Below are 13548 nucleotides of genomic sequence, written 5' to 3'. Positions count from 1 at the left end.
CGATTTTCCTTGGTTTTGCGGTTCTTTCGGAGGAACGCACAAGATAGGCGCATTGGCGGCATGCGTCAAACCTTGCGGAGAGGTTAACCACAGCTATCCTTCAGGGTCCGAAGCGCCGGGGGAATCGTGTCTTACATCAATATCCTTAAGCTCTGTGTCGGCGCGGACAGCGTCGAGGATCTGGTCGACTGGCAAGAGAGCCAGCGCCATCGCTGGCCCAAGGGCCGGGCGGTGCATGTGACGCGGATGTGGCCCAAGCGCGAGGCGGAGGTGCTGGCGGGTGGGTCGCTCTACTGGGTGATCAAGGGCGTGATCCTTGCCCGGCAACGCATTGTAGGGCTTGAGAAAGTGGAAGGCGCGGATGGCATCCTGCGCTGTGCGCTGGTGCTGGATGCGGAGGTGATCCGCACCGAGGCGGCGGCGCGGCGCCCGTTTCAGGGCTGGCGCTATCTGGACCCGGCGGAGAGCCCGCGCGACCTGCCCAAGGGGCGGGAGCGCGAAGAGGCGCTGCCGCATGAGCTGGCGCAGGCGCTGGCCGAAATCGGGCTGCGGTGACAGGCGGTTTCCGACGCAGGAACCGGAACGGCCGGGAATGGCGTGAACCGATGTGCGGGCGGAGTCAGCAACGGGTGCAGCACGGTAGTGCAGCAAAGTGTATGCACGCAGCGAACGGTGGTTTTCTGGCTGATGAACCATCCGCTGCGTGCGCCGACCGGGAAGCCCGGCTGCGATTGATCAGAAAATCTTGGCTCAGAAGTCGTTGACGTTGCCGGGGATCAGGGTGCCCGACCCATCATCCTTGCCGTCCTTGACCCATGTGACGCTGTCGCCCGACAGGCGCACCGACCAGCAGCTGGCGCCTTCGCCATAGTTGAAGCACATCTGATCATTCTCGACCGTCCAGGTGCCGGTATAGCCGTCACCGCGGATCGTGCCGTCGGCGGCGTAGAATTCGGTATAGGCGCCGGATTCGATCATGGAGCCCTGCACCGTCTTGTCGGCGATGGCGGCGCGGATCGCATCGCCGGTGGCGAGGTCTTGGGCGAATGCGGGCAGGGCGACGAAGAGGGCGGCGGCGGCAAGGCGCAGATACATTTGGTTTTCCCCTGTTTGGACCTGCCTGAGGAGCTAGGGCGGGTGGGAAAGCGTCAAGATACCGTTAAAGATCGGCCGGGGCGGTGAGGCCGAGGCGGGTGCAGAGCGTGGCCAGCGTGGCGCGTTCGGCGGCGCCCCAGTCGGCGGCGCGGGCGAGGAAGAGCACCGCCTGCGACTGGTGGATCAGCCCGTCGGAGAGGATCTTCAGGTGGTTGGCGCGCAGCGTTTCGCCGGTGGAGGTGATATCGGCGATGGCTTCGGCGGTGAGGTTCTTCACCGTGCCTTCGGTCGCGCCCTGACTGTCCACCAGTTGGTAATCGGCCACGCCGTTCTGCGTGAGGAAGTCACGCACGAGGCGGTGGTATTTCGTGGCGATGCGCAGGCGGTGGCCATGGGCCGCGCGGAAGGCGGCGGCGGCGGCGTCAAGGTCATCCAGCGTGTCCACGTCGATCCATGCGGCGGGAACGGCGATGATCAGGTCAGCATGGCCGAAGCCCAAGGGGGCAAGCTCGGCCACCTGCGCGGGCCAGTCGGCCAGCTTGTCGCGGACGAGGTCCGATCCGGTGACGCCGAGGTGGATGCGGCCTGCGGACAGTTCGCGCGGGATTTCGCCCGCGGAAAGGAGGACGAGTTCGACATTGTCGATCCCGTCCACCGCGCCGGAATATTCGCGGTCATTCCCGGTCTGGCGCATGGCGATGCCGCGCGTGCCGAACCAGTCGAAGGTCTTTTCCATCAGCCGGCCTTTGGAGGGGACGCCGATTTTCAGCATCAGATCACCCCTTTCAGGCGGGCGACGAGGCCCGGGCGGATGACGCCGCCGACGGCGGGGATGGAACGGCCCGCGCCGAGGACGGCGGTGAGCGCGTCATAGCGGCCACCGGAGGCGACGGGGGGAAGGGCGGGGTCGGCGGCGTGGAAGCTGAACACGAAGCCATCGTAGTATTCGAGGCTGGTGCGGCCGTGGCTGGCCTCGAAGGGCAGGGTTTCGGTGTCGATGCCAAGGGCGGCCAGCGCGTCGAGCCGGGCGGCGAAGCGGTCCACGGCGGGGGCGATGGCGGGCAGCATGGGGGTGATGCCGCGCAGGTGGTTGAGGGCGGCGCGGGCGGGGGCCTGTAGCGACAGGAGGTCGTAGAGAAGCGCGGCCTCGGGCGCGGCGATGGGGGGCGTGGCGGCATCGTCGATCAGGGCGCGGGCGCGGGCGGCGATGTCTTCGGCGCTGCGCAGGCCGACGAGGGTGCCTGCGGCGCGCGTCAAGGCTTCGGGGCTGTCCTTTTGCAGGTGGTCGAGAAGGGCCGCGCGGGCGGTGGGCATGGGCGCGCGGCCGGAGAAGCGGTCGAGCAGCGCGCGGAAGCGGGTGGGTCGCCAGATGTGGCGCAGAAGGGCCGCCTTGCGGCGGTCGGACGTAGACAGTCCGCGCACGGCGGCCATGAGGATGCCGATATCGCCCGTTGCCGCGCGCAGGGAGAGGGGCGCGAGGAGGCGGGCGAAGAGGGCGAAGACCTGCGCATCGGCCTGTTCGGGGGCGGTGCGGTCGAACAGTTCGAACCCCACCTGCAGATATTCGTTGGCGCGGGCGCTGGGGCTGTCCTGTTTGCGGAACACCTCGCCCATATAGCAGTAACGCGCGGGTTCCGCGCCATGCGCCATATGGGCCTGCACCACGGGGACGGTGAAATCGGGGCGCAGCATCATTTCGCCGCGCAGGGGATCGGCGGTGACGTAGGCGCGGGCGCGGATGTCTTCGCCGTAGAGGTCGAGCAGGGTTTCGGCGGGCTGGAGGATATCCGTCTCGACCGGCAGCGCCCCTTCGGCGCGGAAGGCGGCGAAGAGGGTTTCGGCCTCGGCCCTGATCGCGGCCTTGGGGGTCATTTCGCCAGCATCTTGCGCACCGCCGCCACCAGATCGGCGCGGGGGATTTCGACCTGTGCGGGGCGGTCCTTCCATTCCTCGAGCGTGGCGTTCTGCGCGATCTGCGCGCCGAGGATGAGGTCTTTCAGGATGACGGTGCCCTTTTCCGCCTCGTTCCCGCCCTGGATCACGGCGATGGGGGATTGGCGCTTGTCGGCGTATTTGAGCTGGTTGCCGAAGTTCTTGGGGTTGCCAAGGTAGACTTCGGCGCGCAGGCCCGCGTTGCGGAGGTCGGCCACCATGCCCATGTAATCGGCCATGCGGTCGCGATCCATGACGGTGACGACGACGGGGCCTTGGGTATCGGCGCCGATGCGGCCCTTGGCGCGCAGCGCGGCAAGCAGGCGGTCCACCCCGATGGAGACGCCGGTGGCGGGGACGGATTGGCCGGTGAAGCGTTTGACGAGGTCGTCATAGCGCCCGCCGCCCGCGACAGAGCCGAATTGTCGCTTGCGGCCCTTCTCATCGAGGATTTCGAAAGTGAGTTCGGCTTCGAAAACGGGGCCGGTGTAGTAGCCGAGGCCACGGACGACGCCGGGGTCGATGAGGATGCGGTCGGGGCCGTAGCCCTGACGGTCGAGAAGTTCGGCGATGGTTTCAAGCTCGGCCACGCCTTCGCTGCCGATGGTCGAGGGGCCGACGAGTTCGCGCAGGCGGGCGGTGGTTTCGGCGCCGCTGTCGCGGCGGGCGGCCATGAAGGCCATCACGACTTCGGCCTGTTCAGCGGCAAGCCCCGCGCCCTTGGTGAAATCGCCGGATTCGTCCTTGCGGCCTTCGCCCAGGAGGGCGCGGACGCCCGCCTCTCCCAGACGGTCGATCTTGTCGATGGCGCGCAGGACGGTGCCGCGTTCGGCGGCGAAGCGGTCGGGATCGGTGGGGTCGAGGACTCCGGCCACTTCCATCACGCCGTTCAGCACCTTGCGGTTGTTGACGCGCACGATGTAATCGCCGCGCGGGATGCCGACGGTTTCGAGCGCATCCGACAGCATCGCGCAAATCTCGGCATCCGCCGCGACGGAAGGGGCGCCGACGGTGTCGGCGTCGCATTGGTAGAACTGGCGGAAGCGGCCCGGACCGGGCTTTTCGTTTCGCCAGACGGGGCCCATCGCATAGCGGCGGTAGGGCGAGGGCAGGTCATTGCGGAACTGCGCCGCCACGCGGGCCAGCGGCGCGGTCAGATCGTAGCGGAGGGCCAGCCAATCGGCATCCTCATCCTGCCAGGCGAAGACGCCTTCATTGGGGCGGTCCACATCGGGGAGGAATTTACCCAAAGCCTCCACCGTTTCCACCGCGCTGGTTTCCAGCGGGTCGAAGCCGTAGCGATGATAGACCTCGGCCACGCGGTCGAGCATGGCTTTGCGCTCGGTCACTTCGGCACCGAAATAGTCGCGGAACCCTTTGGGGGTTTCAGCGCGGGGGCGGCGGGTCTTGGCGTCGGGCGCCTTGTCCTGTGGCATCGGTCGGACCTTCGCTTTCTGTCGCGGCCCGTGTAACGGAAGGGGCAGGACGCGGCAAGCGGCGGAGGGTGACATGGTCGAGTTGGAAGAACGGGTGGCCCATCTGATGCGGACGGTGGATGACCTGTCGGACGTGGTGGCGGGTCAGGCGAAGGAAATCGAGCGGCTGACGCGGCTGGTGCAGCTTTTGGTGGAGCGGGAGGCCGAGCGCGAGGCGATGGCGGGCGATGGCCCGGCCGCCAATGTGCGGCCGCCGCATTGGTAAAGGGGTTGCATCGCGCGGCGCGGCGCGGCACCAACGGCGGCGATGAAGCGCATTCTTTCCCATTTTGAGGGCGTCGATTATCCGGCGCTGCTGCTGACGCTGGCGCTTGGGGCGCTGGGGGGCGGGATGGCAAGCCTGCTGCATCTGCCGCTGGCGCTGCTGCTGGGATCGCTGGTGGTGACGGGGGTGGTGGCGGCGGCCGGGTGGCGGCCTTTCGGTCGGGGGATTGTTCTGCCGATCGGGCTGCGATCCGCCTTTGTGCCGGTGATCGGCGTGTCGATCGGCGGGGCCTTCACGCCCGCGGTGGTGGCCGAGGCGGTGGCGTGGTGGCCGTCGTTGCTGGCGCTGCTGGTGTTTCTGCCAATCATGCATGGCGTGGGATATGTCATCTTTACGCGCGGCGGCCTTCCCAAGCTGGAGAGCTTTTTCGGCGCGGTTCCGGGCGGGTTGATCGAGGCCGTCCAGATGGGCGAAGAGGCAGGCGGCGACGTGCGCCTGATGACGGTGCTGCAGTTCCTGCGCCTGATCCTGACCATCGTGTCGGTGCCCCTGATCTTTATGGTGCTGACGGGGGCGGTGGTTGGGTCTGCCGGGGGGGTGGAATTGCCCGCCGCCGCGGTGGTGCTGAGCGCCTATGAGGTGGCGGTTCTGCTGGCGGTGGGGGTGCTGGGCGTTATGGTGGGGAAGGCGCTGCGCTTTCCGGCGGCGATCATGACGGGGCCGATCCTGTTTTCCGCTGTGGCCCATGCGGCGGGGATCGTGCATGGGGTGCCGCCCGCCTGGCTGGTGGGCGTGACGCAGGTGGTGGTGGGCTGTAGCCTTGGCGCGCGCTTTGCCGGGGTGGAGCGGGCCATGCTGCTGCGCGCGGCGCGGCTGGCGGTTTTGAACGGGGCGGTCGCTTTGGGCATCGCCTTTGGCATTGCCTGGGCGCTGATGCCCCTGGTGGGCGAGCCGGTGGCGGCGGTGTTCCTGGCCTTTGCGCCGGGGGGATTGGCGGAGATGAGCCTGATCGCGCTGAGCCTGCAGATGAGCGTGGTCTATGTCACCGTCCACCATGTGGCGCGAATCGTGCTGAGCGTTCTGGTGGCCAAGGGGGCGCGGCGTTGGATCGGATAGGGCGGATGCGGCAGGCGGATTGGGCGCGGCTGTTTGGTTTTGCTTGCGTGGCGGTGGGGATGGCGCTGTCGGCCTGGTCCTATCCGGGGGCGGATTGGGATGCGCTGATCCTGTTTCTGGGTGCGCTGATGCTGCTGCGGGCCGCGGTGGAGGCGCCTTCCGCGAACCGCGTGACCGGGCTGGAGCGGGCGCTGCGCGTGATCCTGTTCATGTTCGCCTTTGCCGCCGTGAACCGGGCGCAGACCGACCTGGCGGGCGCGGTCGCGGGCGCGCTGGGGAATTGGATCCTGTGGGCGGTGGCGGCGCTACTGCTGGCGCTGCCCCTGCTGCGCCGGGGGTTGCCTTGGGGGGCGGCGCGGCCTGTGCTGGGTGCCGTGGCGCTGCTGGCGGGCGTCGCCGTGCTGAGCGCGGCGCTGTTCTGGGCGCTGGGGTCCGCCACGGCGGGGCTGCGGACGCTTGTGACGGTGGCGGCGGTCGCTAATGCCCTGCCGGTGTGGCGCGTGGCGCGCCCGGACGTGGCGGCGGTTTCCGTGGCCGTGGCCTTGTGCTGCGTGGTTGTGGCGCCGGGGGCGCCGCTCTGGCCTGTGGCGCTGGCCGTGCTGCCCATCGGGGCGCTGGCCTATGCGCTGCGCCGCCGGGCATTGCCGCGCTGAGCGTTCCAAACCATCGGAAACATGATCGCCGCCAGCACACACGACCCATTGGCGCTGCAGGCGCACGGGGTACATACTCATGTCACCAACTACACTCGCTGGCGGCGATCACCTGTGCAGTTACATGTGCATACGGTTGATTAAAGGGTGCCGGTGACGAAAACTGTTCGTATCTGATGAACTTTACGAATTCGCCATTCCGTCAGGGCGAACCCATCAGATTGATCGTGCGAATTGCGCGCTTCGTCAAAGAACACCCACGAAAGAAAGGAGAATTGCGGGTGGCGCGAACGGTGGTTCATGCCAAAGCGAGTGGCGGGAAATCAACCGCAAAGTGTTGCTTGGCGGCACTAGAATTCCCGTTCAGGATGTTTACAATCCTTTGCGGCCTGGGGGGGCTGATGATTGGAACATTGTGATGCACCTTCCCCCGCTGGCTTCCTCCGTCTTTGTCGTCGCGCTTGGCGCGCTTTCGGCCCTGCCCCTTGGCGGGGCGGCCGCCGCGCAGGAGCGGGGCGTTCTGGGCTGGGGGCGGCTGCTGACGAATGATGCGATCGGTGACGGCAAGGACCGGTGGCGCACGGGATCCTATGTGCTGAGCTATCTGCGCGGGCCGGACTGGAACGGAAGCCTGCCCGCCACGCCGGGGCAGATCCTGGAGTTCCGCTTTCGGCTTGAGACCATCGCGCCGGCCGATCTGGTGACGCCCAACCCGCTGGACCGGCGGTATGTGGGGGCGCTGTCGCTGGGCCTGCATACGCATTTCGAAGCGGCCGGGCTGGAGGCGAGCGTGGGCGCGGATGCGGTGATCGTCGGGCCGCAGACGGGGATCAGTTCGCTGCATGGCGATCTGCATGATCTGTTGGGCCTGCCGACGCCCAATGTCTTTGGCGGCCAGATCGGGGATGAGGTGTTCCTGACGGTGACGGCCGAGGTCGGGCGCACCCTGACGCTGGGGCCCAACAGCACGTTCCGCCCGTTCCTCGAGGCGCAGGCGGGGGCGGAAACGCTGGTGCGGGTCGGCGGCGATTTCACCTTTGGCCAGTTCACCACCGGCGCGCTGATGCTGCGCGACACATCCACCGGGCAGCGCTATCGCGGCGTGGCCGGCAGCGGCAGCGAGGGGCTGAGCCTGATCATGGGCGGCGACATCGCCGAGGTCTATGACAGCGAGTATTTCCTGGCCGGTGATGCGATCACGCCGAGCGACACGCGCAAGCGTCTGCGCGCGGGCCTGCACTGGCAGGGCGCGCAGAGCGAGGTCTTCTATGGCCTGACCTGGCTGAGCGAGGAGTTCGATCAGCAACCGGATGACCAGATCGTCGGGTCGATCAATCTGCGGTTGCAGTTCTGATCCATCCGATTTTGCAGATGTTGCGCCGCTGCAATAGCCACGATGGCGGCTGACTGTTAGACTTCAGCTACAAAAAATACAAACGAGCAGGCAGACAGGCATATGATAGCGGGCTCTCGTGGCACGTTCGTCATCTCTTGGACGCAGACAGAAGTGGATGGGGTGAAGGCGGCGGCGCTGGACCTTCTTGCGGTGGGCGCGGCGTGGCGCTGGACCGGGGAAATGGTTCGGGTGGACGGGCCTGGCGATCTGCTGCTTCTGGAAGGCGCCGAGGGCAAGGCGGAGATGCGCAAGCGCGCGGCGCGGATGGTGCGCCGTTTGATAGGATCGGCCGTCGGCAAGCCGCCGGAGGACGACGTGGCCGCGTCGGCGACGGAAGATGACGACATGCCCGACATGGGGTTCATCGTGACGGATGGGGTGGCGAGTTACACGCTGACCTTGATCCCGGTGCCCGACAGCGGGGCGCGTCTGGTGATGATGATGGGCGATGTGCCGCCCGCGAACCGCGACCTGTGGGTCGTGCGCACGTCGATCGACCGGGCGCGCGTGGCGGCGGGCGGGCGCGAAGGGGGCGGGGTGATCTGCTTCACTCCCCACACGCGGATCGCAACGCCCGAGGGGCCGAAGCTGATCCAGTCGCTGCGTCCCGGCGACCGGGTGCTGACCAAGGATGACGGCCCGCAAGAGGTGTTGTGGACGGGCCATCGCCGCATGTCGGGCGCTCGGCTTTATGCGATGCCGCATCTGCGCCCGATCCGCCTGCGGGCGGGCGCCTTTGGCAATGACCGGCCGGAACCCGATCTGCTGGTCTCGCCGGCGCATCGGATGCTGGTGAAGGGGGCGGCGGCGCAGGCGCTGTTTGGCACGAGCGAGGTGCTGGTGCGGGCCGAGGACCTGCTGAACGACACCAGCATCGCGGTGGATCACGCCCTGCGCGAGGTGACCTATATCCATATCCTGCTGGAGCGGCATAACATCGTCTTTGCCAATGGGGTGGAGACGGAAAGCTTTCACCCGTCGAACACCGCGCTGGAGATGATTGATCCCGCGCAGCGCGACGTGCTGATGGCGGTGATGCCCGATGTCGCCCGCAACCCCGAGGTCTATGGCGATTACGCCCGGCGCAACCTTTCGGGCAGCGAGGCCGCGCTGTTGCGCCACGATATGGCGGCGTGAGGGGGCTGTTGACTCTGCAAGGACGGGCTGTATAAGCCCCCCGATCCCGGCGTGCTGCGCCGGGGTTTTTCATTGGTGTTGGTGGCCCCCGCAAGGGGATGCCTGTCGGGGCCCTGGCCCAAAGGACAACGCCCTTCTGAACCTATGAAGGAGATCAGCGGTGACGAAACGCACCTCTGCCAAGTACAAGATTGACCGCCGCATGGGCGAAAACATCTGGGGCCGTCCGAAATCCCCGGTGAACAAGCGTGAATATGGCCCCGGCCAGCACGGCCAGCGCCGCAAGAACAAGCTGTCGGACTTCGGCACGCAGCTGCGCGCCAAGCAGAAGCTGAAGGGCTATTACGGCGACCTGACCGAAAAGCAGTTCCGCAAGATCTATGCGGAAGCCGAACGGGTGAAGGGCGACACGGGCGAGATGCTGATCGGCCTGTTGGAGCGCCGTCTGGATGCGGTCGTCTACCGCGCCAAGCTGGTGCCGACGATCTTTGCCGCGCGCCAGTTCGTGAACCACGGCCATGTGACCGTGAACGGGAGCCGCGTGAACATCGCGTCCTACCGCGTGAAGGAAGGCGACGTCGTCGAGGTGCGCCAGAAGTCCAAGCAGATGGCGCTGGTGCTGGAAGCCATCGCGCTGACCGAGCGGGACGTTCCGGATTATCTGGAAGTGGACCATTCGAAGATGACGGTGAAGTTCGTCCGCACCCCGGGCCTGGGCGATGTGCCGTATCCGGTGCAGATGGAACCGAACCTCGTGGTCGAATTCTACGCGAAGAACTGATTTTTCCGGCTTTTCCGGATGGAGGGAGGCCCGCAGCGATGCGGGCCTCTTGCTTTTGCAGGGGACTGTTACAGGTAGGCCGGTATGGACAGGAAACGGCAAAGCGAAGATGCGTTCGAGCGGGGGCTTTTCGCCAGCCGCTGGTTGATGGCGCCCATGTATGCCGGGCTGACCGTCGCGCTGCTGATGCTGGTGGTGATCTTTTTCCGCGAGTTGGTCTATTACGTGCCGCAGATGATGACGCTGAGTGCGGAGCAGACCATTCTTGTGGTGCTTACGCTGATCGACCTGACGCTGGCGGCGAACCTGCTGCTGATCGTGATGTTTTCGGGCTATGAGAGTTTCGTGTCGAAGTTCGATTTCGATGCGGGCGATGATCGGCCCGGCTGGATGGGCAAGGTCGATTTCGGCGGGCTGAAGATGAAGCTGATCGCGTCGATCGTGGCGATTTCCGGCATCCATCTGCTGAAGCGGTTCATGGAGATCGGCGATCCCGGCACGCCCGCCCCCGATGAGCGGCATCTGTTCTGGCTGACCGTGATCCACATGACCTTTGTGGCGTCGGGCGTTCTGCTGGCGGTGATGGACTGGCTGCAGGCGAAATCGGCGAAATGAACGCGGAAAGCGGGGGACAGGCGGGCGCGCCTGTGGCAATCCGCGTTGCGATCCGTGTCACAATCCGTCTGGCAAAGCTGCCCGCGCGCCGCTAGAACCCGGGCCTACCGAGGGGATTTTTTCCGACATGAACGACGCCATTCGACCGCAGCCCGGAATCATGGACATCGCGCTTTATGAGGGCGGGAAGGCGCATGTGGCGGGCATGCAGAATGTCGTGAAGCTGTCGTCGAACGAAAACCCGTTCGGCCCGTCGGACCGCGCGAAAGAGGCGTTCCAGCGGTCGGTGCATACGCTGCACCGCTATCCTTCGACGGATCACGCGAGTTTGCGCGAAGCGATTGCCGAGGTGCACGGGCTGGATGCGGGCCGGGTGATCTGTGGCGTGGGATCGGATGAGATCATCACCTTCCTCTGCCAGGCCTATGCCGGGCCGAAGGATGAGGTGGTGTTCACCGAGCACGGCTTCCTGATGTATCGCATCAGCACGCTGGCCGTGGGCGCGACGCCCGTCGAGGTGCCCGAGCGCGAGCGGACGACGGATGTGGATGCGATCCTTGCCGCCTGCAACCGGCGCACGAAGCTTGTGTTCATCGCCAATCCGAACAACCCCACCGGCACGATGATTTCGCTGGCCGAGATCGAGCGGCTGGCCGACGGGCTGCCGCGGCAGGCGATCCTCGTGCTGGACGGGGCCTATGCGGAATATGTCGATGGCTATGATGGCGGGCTGGCGATCCTTGAGGCGCGCAGCAACGTGGTGATGACGCGGACCTTTTCCAAGATCTACGGTCTGGGGGGCCTGCGGATCGGCTGGGGCTATGGGCCGCGCGCGATCATTGATGTGCTGAACCGTATCCGGGGGCCGTTCAACCTGTCGTCCACCCAACTGGAGGCGGCAGAGGCGGCGGTGCGGGATCAGGATTTCGTCAACCGCTGCCGGGCCGAGAATGCGCGGATGCGGCATTGGCTGTCCGAGGCGCTGGCGGAACTGGGCGTGCCGTCGGATACGTCGATGGCGAATTTCGTGCTGGCGCGTTTCGCCAGCGAGGAAGAGGCCGTGGCCTGCGATGCGTTTCTGCAGCAGCAGGGGCTGATCGTGCGGCGGGTGGCGGGATACAAGCTGCCGCATTGCCTGCGCATCACCGTGGGGGATGAGGCATCCTGCCGCCGCGTCGCCCATGCGGTGGCGCAGTTCAAGGGTGTTCGGTGATGGCGCGCCTTTATGATCGTGTGGCGCTGATCGGGCTGGGGCTGATCGCATCCTCGATGGCCCATGCGATGAAGGCGCAGGGGCTGGCGGGCGAGATCGTGGGCTATGCGCGCACGGCCGACACGCGGGCGGCGGCGCTGGAGATCGGGTTCTGCGACCGGGTGGAGGACAGCGCGGCGAAGGCCGTGGCGGGGGCCGATCTGGTGGTGCTGGCGGTGCCCGTAGGCGCGATGGGGGCGATTGCCGAAGAGATCGGCCCGCATCTGGCGCCGGGGGCGACGGTGACCGATGTGGGATCGGTGAAGCAGGCGGTGATCGCCGCCGTGGCCCCGCATATGCCGGACGGCGTGCATTTCATCGCGGGCCACCCGATTGCCGGGACGGAACATTCCGGCCCCCGGTCGGGCTTTGCCACGCTGTTTCAGAACCGCTGGTGGCTGTTGACGCCGGAAGGGGCCGAGGCGGGGGCAGTGGCGCGTCTGCGCGCGCTCTTGGAAGGGTTCGGCGCGCGGGTGGATGAGATGGATGCCGCCCATCACGACCTTGTGCTGGCGGTCACCTCTCACACCCCGCACCTGATTGCCTATACGATGGTGGGCGTGGCCGATGACCTGAGCCGGGTCACGGATAGCGAGGTGATCAACTATTCGGCGGCGGGGTTTCGGGATTTCACCCGGATCGCGGCGTCGGACCCGACGATGTGGCGCGATGTGTTCCTGACCAACAAGGAAGCGACGTTGGAGATTCTGGGCCGGTTCACGGAAGAATTGTTCGCCCTGCAACGCGCCATCCGTCTGGGCGATGGGGCGCATCTGCATGACTATTTCACCCGCACGCGCGCGATCCGGCGCGGGATCATCGAGGCGGGGCAGGATACGGCAGCGCCCGATTTCGGCCGTGTGGCGCAGGTCGCGCCGAAGGGTGGTTGAATGCGGTGGGGTGTGGTCGGTGCCTTGTGTCTGTGGTCTTTCCTGATGGCAGGGGGGGCGGCGGCGCAGGAGATCGCGACCTCGCCCCGCCCGCTTGCCCGACCTGCGGCTGCCCCGCAGGCGTCGCCCCCGCAAGCCGCCAGCACAGAAAGCCCGGCCGCGCCGGGCGTAATCCGGTTGGCTGTTGCCCCCGCCACGGCGGACACGCCGCGCCCGCGCGCGCGGCCGGGTGTGGGGCCGGACGCTGGGCAGGGTGCGGTGGCGCAGGCCCTGCCGGCGCCCGATGCGGTGGCCGTGATGACCGTGCCGCGCCCCCGCCCGCGCCCCGAGGGATTGCGCGTGGCGGTGCCGCAGGAGGCCCCTGTTACGACGGCCGCCGCCAATCCGCCGCCCGCCGCGCAGCGGGAACGGCGCGGGGGGCTGTTCGGTGGGCTGTTCCAGCGCCGCGAGCAGGCGGACCGCAGCACGCCCGCCGATGGCTATGTCTGTGGCGATCCGGCGATCCGGGGTGAGGAACTGGCGCAGATCACCTCACGCGTGCAGGGCTGCGGGGTAGAGGCGCCGGTGCGCGTGACACAGGTGGATGGCATCCGCCTGACCACGCCCGCCACGATCGACTGTGCCACGGCGACGGCGCTGAAGACATGGATCAACGAAGGCATGCGCCCCGCCTTCCGGCGGCAGGAGGTGGTGGAGTTGCGCATCGCCGCCAGCTACATCTGCCGCCCGCGCAACAACCGCCCCGGCGCCAAGATCAGCGAACATGGGCGCGGCAAGGCCATCGACATTTCGGGCTTCATCCTTTCGGACGGGCGGGAGCTTTCGGTGCAGGGCGACTATAACCGCCAGATGCGGCAGGCCCATCGCGCCGCCTGCGGGATCTTCGGCACGACGCTGGGGCCGGGATCGGACGGCTATCACGAGGATCACCTGCATTTCGACACGGCGGCCCATCGGAACGGGGCCTATTGCCGCTGATG

Annotated in this window: 15 protein-coding genes; 11 read left to right on the top strand and 4 right to left on the bottom strand. The window is 67.0% G+C overall.

The features are described from left to right. Positions 1 to 123 precede the first annotated feature (123 nt). Complete coding sequence (locus GU920_RS04510; protein ID WP_161766523.1) at positions 124 to 555, top strand: DUF1489 family protein; 432 nt, start codon at positions 124 to 126, stop codon at positions 553 to 555. Between the two features lie 195 nt (positions 556 to 750). On the opposite strand, the gene GU920_RS04505 is transcribed toward GU920_RS04510, so the two are convergent. From GU920_RS04505 to hisS, 4 genes are all read right to left on the bottom strand, one after another. Further along, positions 751 to 1095 (bottom strand): hypothetical protein, encoded by a 345-nt coding sequence (locus GU920_RS04505; RefSeq protein WP_161765752.1) that lies wholly within the window; start codon positions 1093 to 1095, stop codon positions 751 to 753. 64 nt (positions 1096 to 1159) lie between these two features. After that, positions 1160 to 1870: an ATP phosphoribosyltransferase gene (gene hisG, locus GU920_RS04500; protein WP_161766522.1), complete on the bottom strand. Its 711-nt coding sequence runs from the start codon at positions 1868 to 1870 to the stop codon at positions 1160 to 1162. Next, on the bottom strand, positions 1867 to 2967 hold the full coding sequence (locus GU920_RS04495) for an ATP phosphoribosyltransferase regulatory subunit (RefSeq protein WP_161765751.1): 1101 nt from the start codon (positions 2965 to 2967) through the stop codon (positions 1867 to 1869). The genes hisG and GU920_RS04495 overlap by 4 nt, the downstream gene beginning before the upstream one ends. After that, on the bottom strand, positions 2964 to 4463 hold the full coding sequence (hisS, locus tag GU920_RS04490; protein WP_161765750.1) for a histidine--tRNA ligase: 1500 nt from the start codon (positions 4461 to 4463) through the stop codon (positions 2964 to 2966). The genes GU920_RS04495 and hisS overlap by 4 nt, the downstream gene beginning before the upstream one ends. A 73-nt stretch (positions 4464 to 4536) precedes the next feature. On the opposite strand from hisS, the gene GU920_RS04485 reads away from it, so the two are divergent. The 10 genes from GU920_RS04485 to GU920_RS04440 all read left to right on the top strand — a co-directional run bounded on the left by GU920_RS04485 (position 4537) and on the right by GU920_RS04440 (position 13546). Then, positions 4537 to 4728, top strand: coding sequence for a SlyX family protein (locus tag GU920_RS04485; RefSeq protein ID WP_161765749.1), 192 nt, complete (start codon positions 4537 to 4539; stop codon positions 4726 to 4728). A gap of 42 nt (positions 4729 to 4770) precedes the next feature. Beyond that, positions 4771 to 5844 carry an AbrB family transcriptional regulator gene (locus GU920_RS04480; RefSeq protein ID WP_161765748.1) on the top strand — a complete coding sequence of 358 codons (1074 nt, stop codon included), beginning with the start codon at positions 4771 to 4773 and terminating at the stop codon, positions 5842 to 5844. After that, the gene (locus GU920_RS04475) at positions 5832 to 6497 is read left to right on the top strand and encodes a hypothetical protein (RefSeq protein WP_161765747.1); all 666 of its coding nucleotides are present in this window, start codon (positions 5832 to 5834) and stop codon (positions 6495 to 6497) included. The genes GU920_RS04480 and GU920_RS04475 overlap by 13 nt, the downstream gene beginning before the upstream one ends. A 418-nt stretch (positions 6498 to 6915) precedes the next feature. Further along, positions 6916 to 7851, top strand: coding sequence for a lipid A-modifier LpxR family protein (locus tag GU920_RS04470; protein ID WP_161765746.1), 936 nt, complete (start codon positions 6916 to 6918; stop codon positions 7849 to 7851). Between the two features lie 102 nt (positions 7852 to 7953). Continuing rightward, entirely contained in the window at positions 7954 to 9030 is a 1077-nt protein-coding gene (locus tag GU920_RS04465; RefSeq protein ID WP_161765745.1) for a Hint domain-containing protein, read from the top strand. A gap of 160 nt (positions 9031 to 9190) precedes the next feature. After that, positions 9191 to 9811, top strand: coding sequence for a 30S ribosomal protein S4 (gene rpsD, locus GU920_RS04460; protein WP_161765744.1), 621 nt, complete (start codon positions 9191 to 9193; stop codon positions 9809 to 9811). A gap of 84 nt (positions 9812 to 9895) precedes the next feature. Then, positions 9896 to 10426, top strand: coding sequence for a TIGR00645 family protein (locus GU920_RS04455; protein ID WP_161765743.1), 531 nt, complete (start codon positions 9896 to 9898; stop codon positions 10424 to 10426). A gap of 127 nt (positions 10427 to 10553) precedes the next feature. Further along, on the top strand, positions 10554 to 11639 hold the full coding sequence (hisC, locus tag GU920_RS04450) for a histidinol-phosphate transaminase (RefSeq protein WP_161765742.1): 1086 nt from the start codon (positions 10554 to 10556) through the stop codon (positions 11637 to 11639). After that, positions 11639 to 12568 carry a prephenate/arogenate dehydrogenase family protein gene (locus tag GU920_RS04445; protein ID WP_161765741.1) on the top strand — a complete coding sequence of 310 codons (930 nt, stop codon included), beginning with the start codon at positions 11639 to 11641 and terminating at the stop codon, positions 12566 to 12568. Before hisC ends, GU920_RS04445 begins: the two co-directional genes overlap by 1 nt. Beyond that, positions 12569 to 13546, top strand: coding sequence for an extensin-like domain-containing protein (locus GU920_RS04440; RefSeq protein WP_161765740.1), 978 nt, complete (start codon positions 12569 to 12571; stop codon positions 13544 to 13546). The last annotated feature ends 2 nt before the right edge of the window (positions 13547 to 13548 follow it).

The sequence above is a fragment of the Paragemmobacter ruber genome (genome assembly GCF_009908315.1).
Taxonomy (GTDB): domain Bacteria; phylum Pseudomonadota; class Alphaproteobacteria; order Rhodobacterales; family Rhodobacteraceae; genus Paragemmobacter; species Paragemmobacter ruber.
This window is presented reverse-complemented; position numbering and strand designations above follow the sequence as displayed.